Source organism: Candidatus Cloacimonadota bacterium (assembly GCA_034722995.1).
Classification (GTDB): Bacteria; Cloacimonadota; Cloacimonadia; order JGIOTU-2; family JGIOTU-2; genus JAGMCF01.
The window spans coordinates 1-24,609 of sequence record JAYEOL010000016.1; the positions used below are offsets into that span (position 1 = coordinate 1).

A 24,609-nucleotide genomic window follows, 5' to 3' on the forward strand; every position below is an offset into this window, starting at 1 on the left:
TATCAAAAATTTAAATATTAATAATGAACTTTCAAAAATTTTTTATAAATAAATTTTTTAGTTTAAAAAAGAAACGAGATTTTTTTTCTTTTAATGTGCTCATATCAATAGTAGGTATTACTATTGGGGTAATATCTCTTACTGTCTCTTTAGCACTTTTTAGTGGTTATCAAAAGTTGCTTAAAGAAATAATACTCGGTGTTAATGCACATATCTATATTTTAAAATATTCTAATAAAACTATTAATGATAACGAGTTTTCTAAGATAAAATCAATTTTAGATACGACAGATGCAGTATTTTCTTATGCACCTTTTATCTATACAGAAGGAATGGCAATTAATCATAAAAAGTCCGGAAATAAAATGGCTGGTGTTATCTTGCGAGGAATTGATTATGAATCAGAAGGTCAAACTACAAGATTTAATGAATTTATCAGTAAAGGAAGGTTTATTCAAAAGGGAAAATATGGGGTTATTGGAGAAAAAGTAGCCAAAAGACTAAATGTTGAAATAGGTGATACAATTAGCATTATTACTCCTATGAATGCAGATATAACATTTGCAGGTATAATTCCTAAAAGAGAGTATATAAAGATTTCTGGCATTTTTTCTTCTGGAATGTTTGATTTTGATAATTCACTCCTTTTCCTTAATATAAAAGAATCACAGCAATTCTTAAATATGAATGAACAATATTCTGGCATTGCTGTAAAATTGATTTCTGATGAGATTCAAAACACATCAATGCATTCTGAATTGTTGTTAAAAGAACTTGGTTATCCATTCAATGTAACTAATTGGATAGAACTTAATAGTAATCTTTTTACTTTGTTAAAATTAGAGAAATGGGTCATTTTTATTATCCTTGGTTTAATAATTGTAGTAGCCGGATTTGGAATGACAAGTGTGCTTGCAATGCATATTTTTGATAAAAAAAAGCAAATTGGTATATTAAAAGCAATGGGTGCGCAAAACAAGGATATAAAACAAATATTTTTACATAGGAATATTATAATTGGATTTTCAGGAATTATCTTGGGTTTATTATTAGGAATAATATTATCTCAAATATTGACTTATACTGATTTAGTAAAAATTGAAAGTGATGTGTATTTGGTTGATAAGTTAATCGTTAAGAATAATCCAATAGACTTTGTTTATATAGTAATTGTTTCAGGTTTAATTATTCTCGGTTCAGCATACTTTCCATTAAAAAAGATTGCAAAAATGGATGCAGTGTCAATAATAAGGGGTACGAAGAAATGAGAGTGGCAGGAGCAGTGGCAGTGGCAGTGGCAGGAGCAGTGGCAGTGGCAGGCGGAAGAGATAAATTCAATTTAGAATTATGGATTAGGATCTTATAAATGAAATTATTGTAATTTTTGGCAAAATATTTACTATGCATAAAAACGCTTTTATAAAGGCTATTTAAATGACTAATTACAAATTTCTAATTTCTAATAATCCGCCAGCTGGCGGATAAATGTCAAATTTACCCGTAAGATAATTTTACGATATAATATTGTAAAAATCTAATATGATGAATATCTAACGGGGTGAACAAATATCAAAAATTGATCTTAAAGAATCTCCAATACGGGGTCATAATAAATTGGGATTATCAAATAATTGGACATTTGGGCTTTGTCATTTTATTTGACATTAGAAATTTGAATTTAGAAATTATTAATTTTGAATTATGAATTTAATCGGTGATTATCGGTGTAAACCAATGGTTAAATAAATTCCTTTTTGGTTCTGGCTCGTCCAGGTTAGGATTTAAAAATATATTTTCATTTTTTGGTAAAAATTAAAATTCGTTGTTAATTGATGTTTTCTGTGATTAACAAAAATTAATCTCTATGTTCTCTAAAGTGAAATCTTGGGGTAAAAGATGATAATAAAAGCTGAAAAAATTTGTAAAAGTTATTTTGAAGGCATAAAAGAAAAGGAACTAATAGTACTTGATAATTTAGATTTTGAAATGGAGAAAGGAAAGATTGTCTCAATTACCGGAATATCCGGTAGTGGGAAGAGCACACTTTTGCATATTCTCGGTACACTTGATAAACCAAACAAAGGAAAAATTTATTTTAATGGAAACGATATTGGAAAATTGTCGGATAGAGAATTGGCACGATTTCGTAATAGAAATATTGGATTTGTATTTCAATTTCATCATCTTTTGCCAGAATTAACATCTATTGAAAATGTTGCAATGCCTATGTTAATTTCCGGAAAATCATATATTGAAAGTTTAAGTGCTGCTGATTTACTACTTTCAAAATTAGATTTATCTGATAGGAAAGATCATTATCCAAATCAATTGAGTGGGGGAGAGCAACAAAGAATTGCTGTGGCAAGAGCATTAATTAATAATCCAGAACTGATTTTAGCAGATGAACCAACTGGAAATCTGGATAAATATCACAGTGAGGAGTTGATAGAGTTACTTTGGGAATTAAACAAAATGTTTTCAATATCACTTCTGCTCGTTACTCATAATGAAGGTTTAGCAGAAAGAGCGGAAATTTTGTACAAACTCTCAGATGGTAGATTAAAACTTAGAACTCGTTCATAAAGAGCATAGAAAATGCTTATATTGGGATATTTTAATGTTTAATATAATTTCAAAATTGCGTGTTTTAACTTTTAAGTTCGAAATTAGCGGATGAATTATATATGCGAAAAAGAAAATGGCTAATAATCGTTGTAGCAATTCTTTTGCTAATTAATCTTCTATTCTTTCTGTTCTCTCGCTTTGTTGATATTAAAACATATTTATCAGATGCTCTTACAGAAAAACTTGGCTCTAAACTAAATGCTGATATTGACTTCAAAAGATTCAATTTTACAACTAAATTTATACAGATTACAGACATTGAGGTTCATAATATAGAAAATGAATATAACTTTACTTCCAGGCAATTGTATTTTGAATATAATTTCTGGGATTTAATTTTAAACCATTTTAATATAACGAAAGCTATAAGAAAAATAAGATGTTTTTCACCAATATTTTCATATAATATTCAACCTGAAAAAATGAAAAAGAATATTGGTAATTACAAGATTGGAAACTTTTTAAAACAACTTAGTTATATTTCAATAATAAATGGAACAATTAATATAAAATGTAAAAAGAAACTTAAGTTTCAAGAAAAACTGAATTTTGTTAAGTTGAAATTAAAAAAAGACGGAGACCGATGGGAAATTAATTTTTCAGCAGAGCATTCAGATGATAAAGGGAAAATCAACATAGCTGGAATCTATGAAAAGGAAAGTTCTGATTTTGATGTGTCAATGACTGACTTCACACTCCCACAAATTGAAATCAATAAGATGAAACTTCAGAATGGTAAAATTAATATGATGCTGCCGATAAGAAATGGGAAAATAGATTCTGGAATGATTTCAGCGGATTCCCTTAATTTGGAAGTTGAAGACCAAACAATTTTTGCAAGTGATATAAATTGCAATCTGTATGAAAATGAATTAGTTTTTAATAAAGAGGCTAAAATAAGTTGGTTTGATTATGATAGTTTTATCACTGGCAAAATAATTAACTATCTTACAAAGGATCCAGAATTTGATTTAAAGATTCGCTCAGGTAGTATTGATATAGGAAAATTTAGTCCAGGAATAAATGGTATTTTATCATTTAAAGGCAGGATAAAGGACAAATTCAGTGATTATAGAATTGAATTAAAGTATCAATGCCCATCAATTAAAGCCTATTCGCAAAATATTAAGAGTTTATCAGGAAATGTTTCTTATCAGAAAGACATAGTTGACTTTCATTCCGGCAAATTTGCAATAAAAGATAATCCAGTAAGTTTTTTAGGCAATATTACTTTAAATAAAAATAATTTAAAAGATTCTGAAATCAAGTTTAGATTATCAGCCACTCAATTTCAATACCCATTTAAAAACCTGGAATTTAATGGCAATGTAGTTACCCAACTATCTGGCAATATAAAAAATCCCAGGTTGGTAGCAGATATTTCTGAACTTGAATTATCTAAACAGATTATTGATTTAAATCATTTAAGTGGAAAAATAAAATTAATTGACAATAAACTAATGTTTACATTTCGTAATTCTGATTACTCAATCACATTATCCGGACAAGGAAATAATATACTTTCTCAATCCGTCGGGACTGAGTTTTCAATGAACATTAAAAGTGATAACCTCTCATTAAATAGATTATATAAAGATAAATTTAGATGGCTGAAAGAGTTTGAACCTAATTTAGATTCAGATATAAATATTTCAATGAGCTCTGAAAATGTGAACTGGAATGGACTTTTGAATTTTCCAGAACAAAAAAATAATCATATAAATGGCAAGATTATTTTATCTGGAAATTATCCATTAGAAAGTGAAAATAATAAAGGAATTATAAAATTACATTCTGATAGTTTAAGAATTCAGGATAAAAATTATTCATTAAATTGTATAGCAACAACTCATGCAGATTCTATTCTCTTGAAAAAAATTTCCATTGATGATGCTATTTTTCTTACAGGAAAATTTACTCTACCGATAAATAACAAAAAGACCTTTTATTATAAAGGTTCTATGCAGTTGACTGCTCTTTCTATTAATAAAGTTAACAATATTTTCTCATTGTCTGGTGATAGACAAGAAATTTTGGGTAATATTAACGGAAGAATAGAGTTTGCGAGTGATAAGGATACACTTATAACAGGCAATATACAAGTTGATAGCCTTTTATTTAATGATAAAATTAATCCATTAGGTGCATATTTGTCATTTGACTTAAATGACAAAAAAATGTTAAACTTTAATAATATTAAGATACATAATGACAAAAAGGATATATTTGAAGGGAATGCAAGCATTTCTTTATCTAACAGAAACTTATTTAATCTATATGGCAAAGGAAATAACATCAATATAAAAGATGACTTATTGGATGCACCTTTTTATGGTGTTGGAAATTACGAAATACTTACCACAGGGACTTTACACAAGCCAAGACTTCTTTGCAATTTTGATTTAAAAGATGGTAAAATATTCACAACAAAGTATGATACTTTATCTGCTCAATTTTTTCAGGATAATGAAATTTTTTATCTAAATAACTTTAAAATTGTTAAATCAGAGAAATATAAAGCAACAGCCAAAGGAAACTACAGTTACAACTTTTTTGAAAAGCAATTTTATGATAATCCTGACAGACTTAATATATCAGTTGAAGGAGATTATCTTTCAATAATTGCTAATTATATAGATAATATTAACCAAGCATCAAGTAGCACAAAGTTGAATCTAACATTAGCGACTAAAGAGAAAAAGGTCGTATTGAAATCAGGAGCATTGGACATTAAAGATGGTGAGATGCAAATAAAGGGTCAACCAGAAAGATTAAAAGAAATAAATCTACATGCAGACTTGGCAGAGAATCAGATTAAAAAATTAGAAGGGTCAATAAAAATTGGTGATGGAAAATTATTAATATTGAATAGTTTTGAAGATGAATCGCGAAATATTAACATTGGTGGACTTGAATTTGGAACTATTCTCCTAACTACGGATAAAAAAGGAATTTCTGTCCATATATCTGATTATATGCCAGAAAGAGCGTTGGTTGACATTCAATTGAAAGGTTTTAAAGATGAATTTTTTAGAATTTATAATGAAGACGATGCTTTCAAATTTTCTGGTAAGATTCTTCTTGCAAATGGCAGGATTACAAATCCGCCGCGTAAAGCTGGAACTAATTTATTTGGTTCTGATGTGCCAATAAATTATAATTTTGATTTGGTATTTCAAAAAAATATGTGGTTTACTTATAATGCCATAAATCTTTATATTGATCATGATAATTTTATAAGCTTTCGCACAAATCCAGAAAACAAGAAGACAGATGTTTACTTTGATGCTAACTCCCATAGAGGTGAAATTAGATTGTTTGGCGAAACATTCAAGGTCGATAATGTGGAAATAAAGAAAGGTCAATTTGATAAAAGAATTCAAATTAACGCTGACTTTCAAAAGAAAACCCCTGATGGTTCTACGATATACTTAAATTTGACATCTGCAGAGGAAAATAAATTAGGTAAAAAAGTTTATCCATCTGATTATGGTAATTTTAGAATTACACTTCATAGTGATAATCCAAAAGATGTTACTATGCTCAGCATCTTATCAAAACTTCATTATGGTAAAAATATCAATGAACTTTCTGAAGAGGAGATGAGTAATTTATACAGAGAGGAGGCAATTAAAATCGCCAGTGATGAATTAGGAAATCTATTGTTTGGTTCAATACTGATGCCTGTTGAAAGTACAATTAGACAATTTCTTGGTTTAGATTTCTTCAGGCTTAAGACTGGCTTTATGGGAAATATTATGCGGGAGAGTGGCTTGATAATTTCAGAAGAGGATCTAATGCCAGAAACTGAGCCTGAATCCCAATTTGAGAGGATTTCGGAATTGAGTAAAGATATTATTCTTGAGAATCTATCCGTTACTATGGGAAAATATATTACACCTAATTGGTATATCAACTATGAGGCTTTAGTTCAAAAAGAATTGACATCAAGTAAGGCAATCAAAATTGGAGTACAGCACGAAATATCTTTTAGATATGATTTACCTCTTAATTTCCGTCTGACATATCTTTATAGATTTTCTCCTAATACAGGTGATGACATACAAAGGATTTCACTTGAAACAGTTATTAATTTTTAGACAAATTCGGCAAAAATTGACAATTTAATTAATTATTCCAAAAAACTTTACTAATAAATTTCAAATGGCAAATTGTGGAATAAATAAAATATGGAGTTAAAGATTAGAAATTATATGAGAATAAAGATATTTTTATTTTTAATATTTTTTGCTTTTTCTGCTGTTTGTTTCTCAGCTTATGATTATAAATACATTACTGATATTTCTGTATTTGGAAACATTAATGTTAGTACCAAACTAATTGAATCTACCTCTGGTCTTGCTCCTGGAGATATTTACTCTCAAGAAAATATATCTCAAGCAATAAAAAGTATTTACAAGTTAGGTCTATTCAAAAAAATTGATATTAATAAAGTTGATTCTGAAAAAGGTGTGGAAATCATTATAAAGGTTGCAGAATATCCGATTATTCAAGAGATACTTATTACTGGTAATAAAAAGATAAAAAACGAAGATATTAGAGCGGCGATAAATATTGTAAAAGGGGATTATTGGTCAGACGAAAGAAAGTTTAAAACACAAAATCATATTCTCTCGCTGTATTATGATAAAGGGTATAGACTGGCATCTGTAAGTTTTGATGAGAAGGAACTACAATCAAATAAGATTGGATTAACAATTTTAATTAATGAAGGCCAAAAAGTTACAGTAAAAGAGATAAGATTTATTGGAAATAATCAAGTAGGTGACAAGAAGCTTAGAAAGATTATCAAAACAAAGAGAAATAGTTTATTCCGGTCAGGTGAATTTAAACTGGAGAAGTTTGAGCAAGACATTATAAGAATTGAAGATTATTATCACTCAAAGGGATTCATTGATGCAGCAGTTAAAAGTTGGGATTCTGAGTATGATGATAAAGGAAATCTTATTCTTAAGATAGAAATTTATGAAGGAAATCAATACAAAATTGGTTCTGTTACAGTTGAAGGAAATTACCGATTTAGCGATCAAGATATTCTGAATCAATTTAAGTTCAAGTCAGGTGAGATTTTTGATCAAGAAAAGTTTAATAATAAACTGAATATAGTGCACTCTTTATATTATGAAGAAGGATATATTTATTCTACTATTAGTCAAGATATAAAAAAAGAAAATGATTATCTTAATATAATTCTTAACATTTCTGAAAATACTCGTGCAAGGGTTCGCAAGATATATATTAAGGGAAACACAAAAACGAAAGAGAAGATTATCCGAAGGCAACTCGCAATTGTTCCTGGTGATTATTTTCGCCAGTCCTTATTAATGCGGAGTCAAAGGAATATTTATAATCTTGGTTTTTTTGAACCGAATATTGGATTAGATTATCGTCAAATTAATGATAAAGGTGATATTGATTTGATTTTCATTGTTAAGGATAAGCAATCTGGTACTGCAAATGCTGGAGTTAGTTTTGATCAAAGGGATAAATTAGTTGGTTTTATCTCTTTTGCACATAACAATATATTAGGAAATGCATGGCGGCTTGCCTTACAATGGGAATTCAGTGGAATAAAGCAAAACTATAACATAAGTTTTACTAACCCATATTTATTTGATACAAATACACTTATTGGTTTTGATATATATCATACAAAGAGAGATTGGAATGACTGGAATTATAGAATTTATAGAACAGGAGGTGGCATTCGTATTGGCACAATGATTCCCTGGATTGATTATTCAAAGATTACTTGTGGTTACTCACTTATACAAAAAAAATATGAAATTCTCAATTCCGGGGATGAGGTCTCACATGACCTTCAAGAGTTGGTTGATAAAGGCTTTCAATTAACAAATAATATTTTTGTTACTTTAGAAAGAGATGGAAGGGATAATATTCTTCGTCCAAGTGAAGGCTCACTTATAAGATTATATACTGAATTGGCAGGAGGTCCAATAGGAGGTAATGAAAATTATTATAAAGAAATCGTTCAAACTAATTGGTATTTAAAACTTTTTTGGAAAGTCGCATTAGGGATGAAGTGGAGAATAGGTTATGTTAAAGAGTTTGGAGAATCAGATAATGTGCCGCCTGATGAAAGATTTTATCCTGGTGGAACTGGTCCTGATGGAATAAGAGGATATGCAGATAGAAGTGTCATTCCTTCATTAGAAGGTGGCAGAGCAGAATTGATCTGTTCATCTGAGGTTACTTTTCCAATCTCTGGGGACCAGATAATCGGAGTGCTATTTCTTGATGCTGGAAATTCGTATAATTATCTTTCAGAAATGAATGTACGTGGATTGAAAAAAGGTGCAGGCATCGGTATAAGAATAATGTCGCCTATGGGCCTAATCGGATTTGATTATGCCTACGGCTTTGATAAAGAAGCTAAGAATAAGTGGCAAACCCATTTTCAATTTGGAACAACTTTTTAAAAGGTTCCAATCTTACAAAAGAATAAAATATTAAGTAAAATTTATTAGATTATATCAGATAAAAAAGGAGCTTAAGATGTTAAAAACTATGTTTAGTCTTTGCCCGTCCCGATTTTTCGGGAATTCCTCTGGGAAAAAGATGATTCTTTACTTTATGATTTTCTTGCTTGTTGTCCCAGTATTAAACGCAGGTGATTTTAAGATAGCATTTGTAGATGTTGACCGTATCTATAATGAATTGACAGAAGTGGCTGAAGCAGAACAACAGTTTCAACAGAAAGTAAACGAATGGGATAGGGAATTAGCTGAAAAAGAGGACGAGATAACATATTTGGAGGAAGAATATGCTAACCTTCCGCCAATCGTTACTGATAAGGTAAAAAAAGAAAAACAAGATCTTATTCAGCAAAAAAAGAGAGAATTGTATGAACTTCATAATGAACTTATTAATCGGGCTGATGAAAAACAACTTGAATTAATGAAGCCCATAAGTAAAAAAGTCCGTGAGACTATTAATACTATTGCTGAAGAAAAGGGCTTTGATATGGTTTTGAATTCAGCACAAGGAAGTGTTGTTTATGCAAAAAATGAAGAAATGGATATAACAAATTTAGTTTTACAAAAGTTAAAAGAATCCACTGAATAATGAAAGTTTTTAAGAATTCTATTACTCTCGCACAGGCTAAGAGAATTGCTCAAGGTGAACTTATATTAGTTAAGGGCTCGGTTCTCAATTCTGTTGCAAGCTTAAAAGACGCGGATGCTTCTTCAGTAGCTTTTTTTCAAGACGAAAAATATTTGAGTTCTTTCATAAAATCAGAAGCAGGTCTTATAATCATACATAAAGACGAAGACCTTTCTAAAATTCCAAGTAGGAATTACATCCTGTGTGAAAAGCCATATCTTTCCTTTTTAAGGATAGTAAAATTTTTTTTAAAACAAGAGACTAAAAAAATATCAGGTACGGATGTCCATCCAAGTGCTGTCATTGATTCTTCTGTTGTTCTACCCAAAAATATCAAAATGTCTTCTAATGTTGTTATAGAGCAAAGGGTAAAGTTAGATGACAGGATAGAGATTGAAGCCAATACTGTTGTAAAACGCGATTCACAGATTGGAGAAGGTTCTCATCTTTTCCCTAATGTTGCCATTTATGCAGAAACAGTGATTGGAAAAAATGTAAGAATCCACGCTGGTAGTATAATTGGCTCGGATGGTTTTGGCTATTTATGGGATGGAGCAAAACATCAGAAGATACCACAAATCGGTAGAGTAATAATTGAAGATGATGTAGAAATCGGAGCTAATGTTACTATTGATAGAGGAACATTGAGTGATACAATTATAAAAAAAGGAACTAAAATTGATAATTTAGTTCAAATTGCCCATAATGATATAATTGATAAAAATGTTATTCTTTGTGCTCAAGTGGGTATAGCAGGAAGTTCAGAGATAGGAGAAAATTCAGTCTTAGCAGGACAGGTCGGCATTGCAGATCATATTAAGATAGGAAAAAGAGTTAAAGTTGCAGCTCAATCTGGTGTATCAAAAAATATTGAAGATGATAAGATTATTTTTGGTTATCCCGCTGTTGATGTGAAATTACAGAAAAAAATCATACTTGCTATGAGGGAATTGCCAGAAATTCGGAAGTATTTTCACAAATTGATGAAAGAGGATAAGAATGTTTGAAAGCATAGAAAATCAACAAACTGTTAAAAATCCTACAAGCTATACTGGTATTGGATTGCATACAGGGAAAATATGCACAGTGACTTTCAAACCAGCACCTGCAAATACAGGTATTATTTTTCGTAGGGTAGATTTGCCAGGGAAGCCAGAAATTCCCGCTGACCTCAAACATGTAACCAGCCTTGAAAGAGGTACAAATATTGGTATAAAAGAAGTTAAGGTTTCTACAATTGAGCATGTTTTAGCTGCAATAAGGGGTTTAGAAATAGACAACATTATTGTTGAGGTTGATGGCGAAGAGCTTCCAGTTGCAGATGGCAGCGCTATTGAATTTGTCAAGGCACTTCGTAAGAGTAAGATAGTTGAGCAAGATGCTGAACGAAAATACCTTGCAATTACAAAGCCAATGTCTTTCTCAGTCCCTGAACATAATGTTGATGTCGTCGTTGTCCCATCAGAATCTTTAAAAATCACTTTTTTTATTGATTTTGACCATCCTAATTTTAAACCTCAATACACTTCTATGGTTTCGTTAAGAGATGAATTTGAGGAAGGATTTGCATCAGCCAGGACATTCTGCTTTGTAAAGGATATAAAATCGCTCAGAGCAGCAGGATTAATAAAAGGTGGCAGTTTAGATAATGCTGTTGTAATTGGAGAAGATGATATGTCTGACCCTGAATTTCAAGAATTAAAAGAACTTTTTGGTTTTAAAGGTAAGTTGAAATTGAATGAAGATAAGATACTTAATTCCAAACCATTGCGTTATTATAATGAGTTCGTCAGGCATAAAGTCGTAGATTTAATAGGAGATCTCGCATTGCTTGGCATCCCTCTAAAAGGGCATATTCTTGCTGCTCGCTCTGGACATAAAACTAATATTGAATTAATAAAGAAGATTCGTAAATTATATGAAAATGAGATTCTTAAAGCTAAATACCAGAAAAAACTTGTAAAAGGTGTAGTTTTTGACAATGAAGCAATTAAACGTATCTTACCTCATCGCTATCCATTCCTATTAGTTGATAAAATAACAGGGTTTGTAGCCGGAGAAAATATAGTTGGGGTGAAAAATGTCTCAACCAATGAACCATTTTTTCAAGGACATTTCCCAGGACATCCAGTTATGCCCGGGGTGTTGATTATAGAAGCTATGGCTCAAACTGGTGGAATATTAATTCTTAATGAGTGTGAGAACCCGCAAGACTATGTTGCTTACTTTGTCTCAATAGATAAAGTTAAATTCCGAAAACCTGTTGTGCCTGGTGATAGGTTGGAGTTCAAAATGAGATTAGTAAAATCTAAAGTAGGTATGACAATTATGGAAGGCAAGGCTTATGTTGATAATGAGCTTGTTTGTGAAGGCGTTTTTAAAGCAAAGGTTGTAAAGAAATGACAATCAAAATTCATCCTACAGCAATTGTTGATAAAAATGCAGAAATAGAAGAGGATGTAGTTATAGGACCTTTTACAATTATTGGGCCTGAAGTTAAAATCAGAAAAGGCGTACAGATAGCTTCTAATGTCGTTGTTGATGGCAGAACCGATATAGGCAAAAATTGTCGTATCTTTCACTCCGCTGTGATTGGCACAATACCGCAAGACCTGAAATATAAAGGTGAAAACATAAAAACGATTATTGGAGATGGAACTGTAGTTAGAGAATTTGTGACTATAAATCGTTCTACCAGTGTAGACTATCCAACAAAGATTGGTGAGAACTGTTTACTAATGACACATACGCATATAGCTCATAATTGTCAACTAGGAAATCATGTTATTATAGCAAATTGTGTTAACCTTGCAGGACATGTTCTGATTGAGGATAGAGCATCAATTGGTGGAATGACACCAGTTCATCAATTTGTTAGAATTGGATGCTATTCTTTCATAGGTGGGTTTTCAAGGATTACCCAGGATGTTGCCCCCTATACAAAAGGCACTGGAATTCCTTATAAAACAGTCGGATTAAATTCAGTTGGATTAATGCGAAATGATTTTCCGAAGAAGACGAGAATTCTCTTAAAAAAGACATATAGAATATTTTATAATTTCCATCTAAATACCACTCAGGCAGTCAATAAGATTCAAGATGATGTAGAGATAATTGATGAGGTTGCACATTTTTTAGAGTTTGTCCAGAACTCTAAAAGAGGCATTGCTAAATAATAAAAATGTTAAAATATAATAAAAAATTTGACAAGTATAAAACTAATGCTAATTTATGTGACACAGAAGTTTCATAAAAAGATCTTGGAGGATTATATGACAAAGCAAGAGTTGATTGAAAAGGTTGCGATGGGAATTGATGTTTCCAAAAAGAAGGCAGGTGATGCTATCAACACAATTCTTGATAGTATTAAGCTAAGTTTGGAAAGAGGCGAAAAGGTGACACTTGTTGGTTTTGGTACTTTTAGTGTGGTAAAAAGGGCTGCACGTATTGGTGTAAATCCTGCAACAGGTGCCAAAATTAATATTCCAGCCACCAAAGTAGCCAAATTCAAACCCGGAAAAAAATTGAAGGAAGCTGTAAAGTAGTATTATTTTCATAAAAAAGCAAGGGGAATGCCCTTCTCCTTGCTTTTTTTATACAAACTAATTAGGATTCAAAATGAAATTTTCAATTGAAAAAAATCAAATCTTAAATAAAATACAATTTATAAACAGTATCGTTCCAATTCGGAATCCATTACCAATTCTTACAAACATATTGCTTGAAGCTGATGAAGAAAACAATATCATTAGATTATCCTCTACAGATTTGGAAGTTACTGCTGTTTCAGAAATAGAATGTCAGGTAAAAGAAGGTGGGAAAATTGCAATTCCGGCCAAAAATATTACAGAGATAATCAGATATATTCCTGAAGACGAAATTCATTTTTCTGTAAAAGAAAATAAATGTAGGATTAAATGTCTTAATACGGATTTCAGTTTAATTTGTGCAAATCCAGAAGACTTTCCAGAAATCCCAGAAAGAAACTGGGAAAGTAGTTTTACAATCAATGCTAAATTGTTTTCTAAGATAGCTGAAAAAACATCTTTTGCTGTTGCTGACCAATTTGGACGCCCCGCATTCTCTGGAATTCTTTGGGAATTAGATGAGCATTTACAGAAAATGGTCGCTACTGATGGAAAAAGATTGGGAAAATATGAAATCCAACTTCCACTAAATATTGAGAAGAGAAGCATAATTATGCCAATCAAAGGACTAAATCTTGTCCGAAGAATAATTACTGATGAGATTCCAGATTTGAGAATACTTGCAGAAGAAAGTGCTATTAGCTTTGATTATAACTCATATAAAATCTATTCCCGCTTAATTGAAGCTAATTATCCTGACTATGAAGCTGTTATTCCATACGACAATTCCAAAATCGTTGAGATAGATTTAGAGTCATTAAAAAATGCTGTTCATCGGGTTTCTCTGCTTGCTTCTGAAGACACCTTTACTGTAATGCTGAATTTTTCAAAAAATCAATTAGAGATTTCCTCTGAAGATGTTGAGAAAGGTTCGGCAGATGAAATTTTGGAAATCAGTGCTGAATCAACTAAAATTGAAAGTTTTCAGATTGGTTTTAACTATAAATATTTGTTGGAAATATTAAATCTTATTGATAGCGAAAAGGTTCAAATTAAATTTGAGAATAGTTTAGACCCAGTATTATTTTACAATACAGAATATCCTGAAAACGAAGAGAATGTTTTTCTACTAATGCCTTTAAGATTGTCCGAGAGCACATAATTTCTTGTATAAAAAGTTGATAATAAGCACCAGTTTTCTAATTGGTGCTTTTTTATTTGTGACGATTTACTGCTCGCCTTCCAGCCATACGCCTGGTTTTAATTTCATATTTTCTGAAGATATCAAACTTTTGAGCATATAGTTTATATGGAATCTTGATTCTGAATCTTGAAAAATTGTTGTTGTATTTTTTGCTTAAAATTTCTGCGTTGCTGTATAAGAATGAAACTAATTTTTGATTATTATTTGGAATTTTCAGATTAACTCTTTGCTTCCTTTCAGATAAGATTTTTTCAATATATTTTTCAATCTCTTCAAAAGATTCGCCTGATTTGGCTGATACAAATACAGAGTTTGGAAAATCCATCTTTAATTTTTTCTTTGTAAAAAGGAACTGATACCTTGGCAGTAAATCAATTTTATTAAAAACAAGTAGCATCTCGTGATCTTCCGCCCCAATTTCCTTCAAAGTAGAAAAAACTGTTTCTATATATTCATACAATTTTGGATGATAAATGTCAATTATATGAAGAAGTAAATCAGCGTTTATTACTTCTTGCAAAGTAGCATGAAAAGCAGAAACTAAGTATGGAGGAAGTTTACGAATAAAACCAATTGTATCTGAAATAGTAATTTTATCTTTAGAAGATAATGTTTTACCTTTTGTCGTTGTATCCAAAGTAGCGAATAATTTATTAGCAGTATAAATGTTGGATGATGTTAACTTATTCAATACAGTAGTTTTGCCAGCATTAGTATAACCAACGATTCCAACTGAAAAAAGATTCCTTCGTTTTTTCCGTTTAATCTTAGTGGTTTTTTCAACAATTTTTAGCTTTGACTTAAGGAAAGAAATCCTATCATTAATTCGTCTTCGGTCAACCTCTAATTGTTTTTCACCTGGACCGCGAAAGCCAATACCACCTTCTATTCTGGAGAGATGACTCCATTTTCCTTTAAGTCTGGAGAGATTATACTCAAGTTGTGCTAACTCAACCTGAAGCTTACTTTGTCTGGTTTTTGCATGTTGAGCAAATATATCTAAGATTAATTGTGTGCGGTCAATTATTTTTAGATTTGTAATTTTTGATAGATTTCTATCCTGAGAGGGTGACAGATTATCATCAAAAATTATGACATTTGCTTGCTTATTTTTCGCAAGTTGAGCTACACTTTTTGCTTTTCCAGAACCAATATAATATACAGAGTGTGGATGAGGTCTTGCCTGTTTTTCAACCCCAACTACTTCCACATTTGAAGTTTCAGTTAAAAGTGATAATTCCTTTAATGATTCTTCAACATCATAACTTGTTTTATCTTCGGTTTGAAGACCAACTAAAATTGCTTTTTCAGTTTTTACTTCAGTATTAAAAATGCCTTACCTCACGGAAATAGTTTATCTTAGAAGCAGCATCTTCTGGCTAACTTTGGTTTTCCCATCAATTTCCAGTTTATAAAGATATATTCCACTTGGGACTGGTTTACTTTTTTCGTCAGTTCCATCCCATTCTGCTTCAATAACTCCTAACCCCTTACCTCTATCCCTGATTAAATCGGGGACTAACTCTTTCACCAATTGCCCTGTTAAATTATAAACTTTTATCTTTGTGGGCTTTGCGGCCTTTGTGTTGAAAAAAGAAATCGTGGTTGAGCCAGTAAAAGGATTAGGGAAGTTTATCAATTGATATTCATATTTTTCAGCTATTTCTGGCAAGTGGTCAATGCTTGTTAAATCAATATCCAGAACCGTGGCTAATTCAATTGGGTCAATCTCTCCTTGATTAGTGCTACCTGCGTAAGCAAAGCGTCCATGAGATATATAGTGTAATCCAATAATTGGAAAGTTTAGTGAAGTTCCTTGTATAGGATTGATAATATCAACATAACCCATATTTACTTCTTGTCCACATATATTGCATGTTTCTAATCCCCAAACTTCACAATATTCCAAATAAACATGATCAGTAGGAGGTGTTCCTCCAAAATAAGTAGTTGGCAAATCGCTGATATGCTCAATTATTGCTTCGGTAATTTCCTGTCCATCATCAATTCCTATATTGTGAGTGTTGGGATTTTCAGGATCAGTCTCAAAATATAATTCAGAAGGGTTATTCAGTCCATCATTGTCATTATCATTCAAAGTAGTTACAGAAAGATGGTCAATATCAAGTGGTGATAAGACCTCTTTCAAAAGTTCAATATCAATACGAGTAGTATCCTGTCCAATAGCATAAGAGAAACTGCCATGCTCCATAAAATGGAGTGCCATATAAGGAATATCTATTTCAAGATTACGAAGAGGATTATACACAGCAACATATCCCATATTGAACCATTCTCCACAAATTGGGCATTGATAAATTCCATAAACATAATTATCAATAGCATAGCAGGTGGTATCAGATGTTTCTCTGGGTAAGGAATCAATTATGGTTTTGTATGATTTTGCGATTGAGTCTGCAGAAGTAGGATACAAACTAAAATAATGAGTCCCCAAAAGGATTTCCTCTCTGTAACTAAGATAGTCGTTATCTGGGTTATCAGCAACTGGTAACCAGTGGTCCTCAGCAAGAAGAGATACTCCTGAAGCTAATAAAAAAGCAGCAGCTACTGGTAATGCTTTTCTGCCAAGATTTGCAATATGATGTGGCAAAAGTTTTACCTCTGCTTCTGAAAATAATTGTTTGCATTCATTGTGAACTTTCTGATAATATGGAATAAGCGAAGGTGTAATCCTGCAGTGTGGACAAACCCAGTGAAAAAGTATTTCCTGTTCTTTGCCAATATATGGATTTTTTGTGTATCCGTTTTCAACAAAGTTTTTTACACAACAAGAAGGATAGCCAAAAAGAAATCCTTCCTTTTCCCTGTCAGATTGTTGTATTGCAACAGGTTGATTATCAAAGTTTTTCAGATAGATGTCTATGTATCTGGATTTAGTGCTAAAGATAGTTTCGGAAGTATGTTTTCCGTTCAAAAGTTTTCTCTGCACAGTTTCTACTTTTAGGTCATGTTTCTTCAAAATTCTGACTTCTTTTGAAGAAGTTCTTTTCTCCCAGCGGCTTAAAGGCTTTATTTGTTTTTTTGTCAGCATTGCCAAGTAAGCCAACTGGAAGTCTAATTTTGTCAGCGAATTTTTCATCTTTTCCTCTTAAGAAGCAAAAAATATTTTATGATAAAAATTGTCAAGGAAATTCATTAAAAAAACTAAAAATTTGACTTAAAAGTGTGAATTTAAATTTAGTGTTATAAGTTTTTCATAGAGGAAGTATAAATATGGATGTAAAAAACAATATTATAGAAATTCTAAAGAAAGAAGCACGAGCAATATTAGAAATTTCAGAAAAGGTGGATGATAATGTAAATAAAGCTATTGAGCTGATTATGAATTGTAAAGGAAAAATAGTTATAACTGGTATAGGAAAAACAGGGATAATTGGTCGTAAGATTTCTGCAACTCTGGCGAGCACGGGAACTCCATCAATATACCTTCATCCTGCAGAAGGAATACATGGTGATCTTGGAATGGTAGATTGCAAAGATGTTGTTGTTATGATTTCTAATAGTGGAGAAACTCAAGAACTAATTGATATTATTCCGTTCTTCAAAAAGCATCAGAACGGCATTATCTGTTTGACAAGTAATTGTAAATCTACCTTAGCAAAATTGAGTGATGCTATCATTTATATTGGGGTGCCAAAGGATTTTGAACCATTAGGATTAGTGCCAATGGCAAGCACCACAACCGCTCTTTCTATGGGTAATGCTCTTGCTACAATTGTCCTTAGAAAGAAGAATTTTCAGAAAGATGACTTTGCTCTTCTTCATCCAGGTGGTATAATTGGTAAGAGATTGCTCCTAAAAGTTAATGATATTATGCATTCTAAAGATGAAAATCCGGTAATTGATTCTCATAAAAAACTTAAAGATGCAATTCTTGTTATGACTTCAAAGGGGCTTGGATGTGTGAGTATTATTGATGACTCTGGAAAATTGGTTGGTATAATAACAGATGGCGATTTGCGTAGAATCTTGCAAAAATATGATAATCCATTGGAGTTAGAAGTTAATCTGCTGATGACAAAAAATCCAAAATCTATTACACAAAATAGTTTGTGCATAAATGCTCTCAATTTAATGGAAGAATATGCAATTACTATGATACCTGTTGTTGATAATGATAATAAACCTATTGCAATGATTCATATGCACGACTTGATAAAAGCTGGTTTGGTTTAATATAAAATAATATGTAGGAGAAGAGATGTCTTTTGATTTTAAAGGAAAAAGCTTATTAACTCTAAAAACACTATCTAAAGAGGGGATAGCATATTTGATTCTAAATGCTATTGAGTTAAAGAAAGCAAAAAAAACACACACATTACAAAAGAAGCTTGAAGGAAAAAATATCGCTTTGCTTTTTGAGAAAACTTCCACACGAACTCGCTGTGCTTTTGTAACTGCTGCTTATAATGAAGGTGCGCATGCAGAATTCCTTGGAAAGAATGATATTCAATTTGGGAAGAAAGAAACTATTGAGGACACTGCAAGAGTTCTTGGAAGAATGTTTGATGGTATTGGTTTTCGCGGATTTGAACAAAAAACAGTGGAATCTCTTGCAAAATATTCTGGAGTTCCAGTTTGGAATGGACTTACTGACCTTTATCATCCAACACAAATTTTAGCAGATTTTATGATTGTGCAGGAACAATTTGGTTTTTTAAAAGGTGTAAAATTCGCTTATGTCGGTGATGGAAGAAATAATGTCGCAAATTCATTAATGATTGGTGCATCAAAAATGGGTATGGACTTTCGTATTGTGGCTCCAAAATCATTGTTCCCACAAAAAAAACTCGTTGAAGAATGCCTATTATTTGCAAAAGATAGCGGTGCAAAGATAACTATTACTGATTCTGTAGATGAGGGTGTGAAAGGTTGTAAAGTAATTTATACAGACATCTGGGCTTCTATGGGCGAAGAGGATAAAATTGCAGAAAGAATTGCTCTCCTAAAACTATATCAGGTTAATATTGATATGATAAAGAAAACAGAAAATGATAATACGATATTTATGCATTGCTTGCCTTCCTTTCATAATCTTGAAACAGAAACAGTAAAGAAATATCCAGAAATTTGCGAGGTAACAGATGAAGTCTTTGAAAGTAAATATTCCAGAGTTTTTGACGAAGCAGAAAACCGTGTTTGGACAATCCAAGCAATTATGGTGGCAACTCTATGAGTGGCAGTCGGCAGCAGCAGTGGCAAAAAGCAAAAAAAGATTAAAGATTGAAAGATTAAAGATTAAAGGTAAACCTACTTCGCTGAAGCTTCGTAGGTCAAGAAGGAAAGTAGCACGGATCCCCGCGTCCGCGGGGACTGTTCCGTAAAAGGCAAAAGTGAAGAAGAAAATAGTCTATTGTATATTTATTTTCTTGCTTTTATTTAATTTCCTCCAAGCAGATGAGTGGAAATTATCATACAAATTAGATGTCCCGATTATTATCTCCTCTTTGGGTTTAGATTTATCTGCCAATTCATATAAAAGAACGATTGATGGGCTTTCATACGATAAAATCAAGGAATTGGACAAAAATAAGATTTTCGTTTTAGATAGATTTGCCGCAGATTTATATGATTTGAATTTGAAAAAAGTAAGCGATTATACCGTTTATACCAACTTTCTAATCCCAATTGGAACCTCACTTCTTATTGATAAAGAGAATTTTCTTTCAGATATGGTTATTTATGGTGAGACAATGTACTTACAAGCTGGTATAACCAAATGGTGTAAGTTTTTAACAAAAAGGAATCGTCCATATACATATAATGACCAAGCAGATAGTTCAAGAAAAAAAAATCGTGATGCAAGATTTTCTTTTCCATCTATGCATACCACAACAGCATTTTCAGCAGCAGTTTTTGGCTCATATCTATATCAGGAGAGAGGTGGACAGTATCCAACTATTTTTTGGATTGTGAATCTTTCTTTAGCAACAGCAACAGGCGTCTTACGAATTGCAAGTGGAGACCACTTTCCAACAGATATTATCGGAGGAGCAATGATTGGCTCTGCTTTTGGATATTTGATTCCAACCCTGCATAGAGCAAAAGATTCAAAAGTATCTTTTCATTTTACAGGAAATTCTATTTTTCTATCAATGAAAATATAGATAATTTGCAAAGACCTTCGGTTTGGGAAATCTTTAAGGTCTCACATTTTAAAAAATCCCCGAATAAAACTATAGATCAAACAAGATTTGTAATCTTGTTTATTTTTTCAAACATCATTATAAATGGTGTTGGATCATTTGCATTTGTCATATTTTTCTATTGTTGGGTGTCAAAGGTAGGAAAAATTCGTGCAAGTCAATGTAGTTCGTGGAAATTATTTTGATTTAAATAAAAATCCCCGAAGTGATTAACTTCGGGGATAATATATTGAGAAGAAAGAAAACCTTATCTAACTATAACCAACTTCTTTACTTCATTAAAGTTTTCAGTCTTGAGCTGATAGAAATAAACACCAGCAGATAGATTCCTTGGAGCCCATGTTTCTGTATATTCATTGACCATTCTATCTTCATTAACTATTTCTGCAACCAATTCACCTAAAACATTATACACTTTAAGTTCAACATATTTAGTATTTCCTTCAAGACCACCAACCATAAACTTAAAGTTTATCTCATTTCCAAGTTGAACAGGATTAGGAAAGCAGGGATTCAAATTTCCAGAAATAATATTCAATTCTCCATTACCATCAATATCAATTGACTTATATTTAATTGGACCGTGAATATCATTTGTTCCACCAAGATTTACTACTTCAAGCCAGTAATAATATGAGGTGTAAATATCTGCTTCTTCGTCTTTAAATGAATATGTATGCATCAGCGTTGTAGTGCCATTTCCTTTAATTATGTCGCTATTGATTTTATTAGATGGTCCGTATGTTTCTCCAATATTACGATAAATATTGAATCCAATCACATCTGTCTCACTTGCAGTTTTCCAGTTAACTGAAACATATCCCTGTTCAGCTTGGTTGATAGTATATTCTGCAGTGAATGAGGAAAGTTCTACTGGGAGGGTTTGGTCATCATTATCTCTGGGATTTATTCTATAATATGGTCCTGAATTATCCCAATCAACAACACCTGTCATCTCTTGATATGTTTCTCCAACAATTAACGAGAAAACGCCAAAATGATAATCCACATTATCACCAACATGGAAAGTATCTGAACCGCAAGAACACACATAATCATAGTTAGTATAAGAATCTACATAGAAATTTTGAATTTTTACAAGTTGACCTTCCCACTTTTCGCCAGGATTAGTATTACTTCCTAAAGTTTCATTAATATCTGAACCATCTATTATGGAAGGTCCATATGGAGAATTTCCTGATGATATAGTATTTAGTAAAGTGGGGTTTATTAATTCGCTAAGTGCGAAATATGAATGTCTCTTTGCAGTAAATAGAATTTCATCGCCAACTGCTACTAAAGCATCAAAATTCCAATCATAAATTAATACACCGTTATAGGCACCAGAAGCATCGCTAATCCAAACACTATTGTAAGCATCGTTTGCGGAAACTATTCCTTGAAATGTTGCAAGGGTGTCATTACTAATAGGTCCACCAGCAACAAGTGTATTTGTATTAGCAATGGGCATAATTCCAGCATAGAAATCGTAATTAGTACTATTGGCTGCATCTGCAATATTATCAACTGTAGTATCTCCTGTCATACTTGGTGATGCTCCTGTAAGATGAACAAGTTTTGCATTACTTCCATCAATAGTGGCAGATGAGAATGTGATAGCGGCTGTGCCTGTTAAGCTATAATCCGCTGGGTCAACAGAAGTTACATCAATATTATAAAAGACGTCTATAGCTGTGTTACTTATTGAATAAGCGCTTTCCATAACTGGCGTTGCTACACCCTCATCTGTTAAAGAAAAATCATCATAGTATACGTAACCACCAGAGGTATCTTCTGCATATACTCTAACTTCAAGATAAAATTGTGTAGCATTTGCTGGTGCTGTAACTGTGGTTGTGTAAAATTGCCAATTTGCATTATTTGTAGAATAAGAGCTTTCAATGGTTGAACCTACTGTAGAACCACTATCATCCTTCCATTTTGACCAAAGTCTTGTTTTTGCGTTATTATCATTATCAAAATAATAATAACTCAAAGTATAATCATGTCCTGCAATTATTCCAGTAATATACTCGTGCCCAAAATCTTTTGTAGAAGCTGATTGATGTGCTGCAGAATAAGTACCTCCATGAATGTTTGTAGTTTCTTGTGTTATATTTTCAACATGATCCCAATTATCAGGTATACCACCAGTCCATAATTCAAGATCACCATTTGTTACTAAATTTTGAGCAAACGCCAACGAACTAAATCCAACTACAAACAGACCAACAATTAAAGCCATTAGTATTTTTTTCATTTTTTCTCCTTTGTCCCTCCTCGATTAAATCGGGGATCATCGGGACTTTTTATTTTAAATGGTTAACATAACAATGTAAATCCACCTATTTGTGACATTATCGTTTCATACCGAAGGTATCCTTCGGATTATTTCCTATCAAATAAATTAGCATTTTATCCATACAAAAATAGAACTCATTTCTTTTCAATATTATTATACCTTTTCTCTGTTAATTATGTATAAATACCTTGTTAATTTTTGGTTAAGATTACATTTAGTTTTCATTATAATTTAGAATAAACCTTAAGCAAATTACTTTTTACTTCCAGAATAATTTTTAACAAAAAAATATTTTAAAAAATTGTTTGTCAAACTTTTTTTAATTTCTAAAAAGAAAATAAATTTTCTTGACAGGTAATTTCACAAAATTATTTGTAAATTTAGTGATTTTATTCTCAAAGTGCCCATATAAATTTTATTGAAACTTAGTTTTTAAAAATTGTGTTAATAAATATGAATGAGTCCACTATAAAAACCATTAAAATGGGTAAAATTGGCTTATTGGGTTATGTTTCCCACAACTAAAGTTGTGGGCTAACTTCCAAGCTATCATAGTGTTAGTAGAATGTAAAAAGAACCTAAATTTAACCCCTTCAGGGGTTTTTAGAGCAGACTCATGAATAATTTAGAAAAAATATCTCTTACCTTGTTAGCTGCCCTGGCGTTTGCAGTTTTTGACTTCAATATTCCTGTATGGTCTGATGAAGCCTCAGATACGAATTCTGTGGTACAAGGAAACACAGAATTTGCATTTAACCTCTATGCCAAACTGAAAGAAAAGGAAGGCAATCTATTCTTCTCTCCATACAGTATTTCAACAGCACTTGCAATGACCTATGCTGGTGCTCGGGGAAAAACAGAAAAACAGATGGCTGATGTGCTTTACTTTATATTAAAAGATGATAGTCTTTATTCTGCATTTTCAGAGCTCCAGAAGCACTTGAATACTGTGCAAGAAAAAGGAGATATTGAACTTAGTATTGCAAATTCTATCTGGTGTCAAAAGGGTTATACATTTCTTAAAGAATTTCTTAATATTATAAATGATTACTATCAGGGGAAAATCAATTTTGTAAATTTTATTACAGAATGTGAGGATGCAAGAAACAGAATTAACAGATGGGTAGAACAGCAAACAAATGACAAGATTAAGGAATTAATAAAGCCTGGAATTCTTAATCCATTAACACGCCTTGTTCTGGTAAACGCTATTTATTTTAAGGGAAAATGGGAAAGGGAATTTGAAAAAAGATTTACAAAGAAGATGCCTTTCTGGTTGAACTCCAAAGATACAGTTAATTGCCCTGTGATGCGACAGCAAAGTAAATTTCTTTATAGTGAAAATGACAGCTTGCAGATTCTTGAGTTACCTTACCTGGGTAATGAGCTCTCTATGATTGTTTTGCTTCCAAAGAAAATTGATGGACTACAAAAACTGGAACACAATCTTAATATAAATAATCTCAAAAACTGGATGAATTTTAGTAAAGAAGATGTCATAGTGTATCTTCCTAAATTTAAAATGACCTCAGAATTTTCTTTGGGCAAGACTCTCTCATTTATGGGTATGACAGATGC

The 24,609-nt window shown here is 31.8% G+C and carries 17 protein-coding genes; 14 read left to right on the forward strand and 3 right to left on the reverse strand.

Annotated features, from left to right (window positions below; all coding sequences use genetic code 11):
* Positions 1-95: 95 nt before the first annotated feature.
* The 10 genes from U9R23_02110 to dnaN all read left to right on the forward strand — a co-directional run bounded on the left by U9R23_02110 (position 96) and on the right by dnaN (position 14,520).
* Entirely contained in the window at positions 96-1,268 is a 1,173-nt protein-coding gene (locus tag U9R23_02110) for an FtsX-like permease family protein (GenBank protein ID MEA3475230.1), read from the forward strand.
* A 628-nt stretch (positions 1,269-1,896) separates the two neighbouring features.
* Positions 1,897-2,583, forward strand: a complete 687-nt coding sequence (locus U9R23_02115; GenBank protein MEA3475231.1) for an ABC transporter ATP-binding protein — start codon at positions 1,897-1,899, stop codon at positions 2,581-2,583.
* 101 nt (positions 2,584-2,684) lie between these two features.
* Positions 2,685-6,725: a hypothetical protein gene (locus U9R23_02120; protein ID MEA3475232.1), complete on the forward strand. Its 4,041-nt coding sequence runs from the start codon at positions 2,685-2,687 to the stop codon at positions 6,723-6,725.
* Between the two features lie 114 nt (positions 6,726-6,839).
* Positions 6,840-9,086, forward strand: coding sequence for an outer membrane protein assembly factor BamA (gene bamA, locus U9R23_02125; protein MEA3475233.1), 2,247 nt, complete (start codon positions 6,840-6,842; stop codon positions 9,084-9,086).
* Between the two features lie 76 nt (positions 9,087-9,162).
* The gene (locus tag U9R23_02130; protein ID MEA3475234.1) at positions 9,163-9,732 is read left to right on the forward strand and encodes an OmpH family outer membrane protein; all 570 of its coding nucleotides are present in this window, start codon (positions 9,163-9,165) and stop codon (positions 9,730-9,732) included.
* The gene (gene lpxD / locus U9R23_02135; protein MEA3475235.1) at positions 9,732-10,778 is read left to right on the forward strand and encodes a UDP-3-O-(3-hydroxymyristoyl)glucosamine N-acyltransferase; all 1,047 of its coding nucleotides are present in this window, start codon (positions 9,732-9,734) and stop codon (positions 10,776-10,778) included. The genes U9R23_02130 and lpxD overlap by 1 nt, the downstream gene beginning before the upstream one ends.
* A complete protein-coding gene (locus tag U9R23_02140) occupies positions 10,771-12,174 on the forward strand; it encodes a bifunctional UDP-3-O-[3-hydroxymyristoyl] N-acetylglucosamine deacetylase/3-hydroxyacyl-ACP dehydratase (GenBank protein ID MEA3475236.1) in 1,404 nt (467 codons plus the stop codon). The genes lpxD and U9R23_02140 overlap by 8 nt, the downstream gene beginning before the upstream one ends.
* Positions 12,171-12,947, forward strand: a complete 777-nt coding sequence (gene lpxA / locus U9R23_02145) for an acyl-ACP--UDP-N-acetylglucosamine O-acyltransferase (GenBank protein ID MEA3475237.1) — start codon at positions 12,171-12,173, stop codon at positions 12,945-12,947. Before U9R23_02140 ends, lpxA begins: the two co-directional genes overlap by 4 nt.
* 96 nt (positions 12,948-13,043) lie before the next feature.
* Positions 13,044-13,316, forward strand: coding sequence for an HU family DNA-binding protein (locus U9R23_02150; protein MEA3475238.1), 273 nt, complete (start codon positions 13,044-13,046; stop codon positions 13,314-13,316).
* A gap of 73 nt (positions 13,317-13,389) precedes the next feature.
* Complete coding sequence (dnaN, locus tag U9R23_02155) at positions 13,390-14,520, forward strand: DNA polymerase III subunit beta (GenBank protein MEA3475239.1); 1,131 nt, start codon at positions 13,390-13,392, stop codon at positions 14,518-14,520.
* Between the two features lie 52 nt (positions 14,521-14,572).
* Here the strand turns inward: dnaN and hflX are convergent, their stop codons facing one another.
* Together hflX and U9R23_02165 are read right to left on the reverse strand one after the other, a co-directional pair.
* The gene (hflX, locus tag U9R23_02160; protein ID MEA3475240.1) at positions 14,573-15,895 is read right to left on the reverse strand and encodes a GTPase HflX; all 1,323 of its coding nucleotides are present in this window, start codon (positions 15,893-15,895) and stop codon (positions 14,573-14,575) included.
* Between the two features lie 21 nt (positions 15,896-15,916).
* Positions 15,917-17,662, reverse strand: coding sequence for a T9SS type A sorting domain-containing protein (locus tag U9R23_02165; protein ID MEA3475241.1), 1,746 nt, complete (start codon positions 17,660-17,662; stop codon positions 15,917-15,919).
* A gap of 134 nt (positions 17,663-17,796) precedes the next feature.
* Between U9R23_02165 and U9R23_02170 the strand changes: the two genes are divergently transcribed.
* From U9R23_02170 to U9R23_02180, 3 genes are all read left to right on the forward strand, one after another.
* On the forward strand, positions 17,797-18,759 hold the full coding sequence (locus U9R23_02170) for a KpsF/GutQ family sugar-phosphate isomerase (protein MEA3475242.1): 963 nt from the start codon (positions 17,797-17,799) through the stop codon (positions 18,757-18,759).
* A gap of 25 nt (positions 18,760-18,784) precedes the next feature.
* Positions 18,785-19,759: an ornithine carbamoyltransferase gene (gene argF / locus U9R23_02175; GenBank protein ID MEA3475243.1), complete on the forward strand. Its 975-nt coding sequence runs from the start codon at positions 18,785-18,787 to the stop codon at positions 19,757-19,759.
* A gap of 157 nt (positions 19,760-19,916) precedes the next feature.
* The gene (locus tag U9R23_02180) at positions 19,917-20,690 is read left to right on the forward strand and encodes a phosphatase PAP2 family protein (GenBank protein ID MEA3475244.1); all 774 of its coding nucleotides are present in this window, start codon (positions 19,917-19,919) and stop codon (positions 20,688-20,690) included.
* Between the two features lie 286 nt (positions 20,691-20,976).
* Here U9R23_02180 and U9R23_02185 read toward each other — a convergent pair whose 3' ends face one another.
* Positions 20,977-22,989, reverse strand: a complete 2,013-nt coding sequence (locus U9R23_02185; protein ID MEA3475245.1) for a T9SS type A sorting domain-containing protein — start codon at positions 22,987-22,989, stop codon at positions 20,977-20,979.
* 658 nt (positions 22,990-23,647) lie between these two features.
* Here U9R23_02185 and U9R23_02190 point away from each other — a divergent pair.
* On the forward strand, positions 23,648-24,609 hold a 962-nt coding region (locus U9R23_02190; GenBank protein ID MEA3475246.1), incomplete at its 3' end, for a serpin family protein.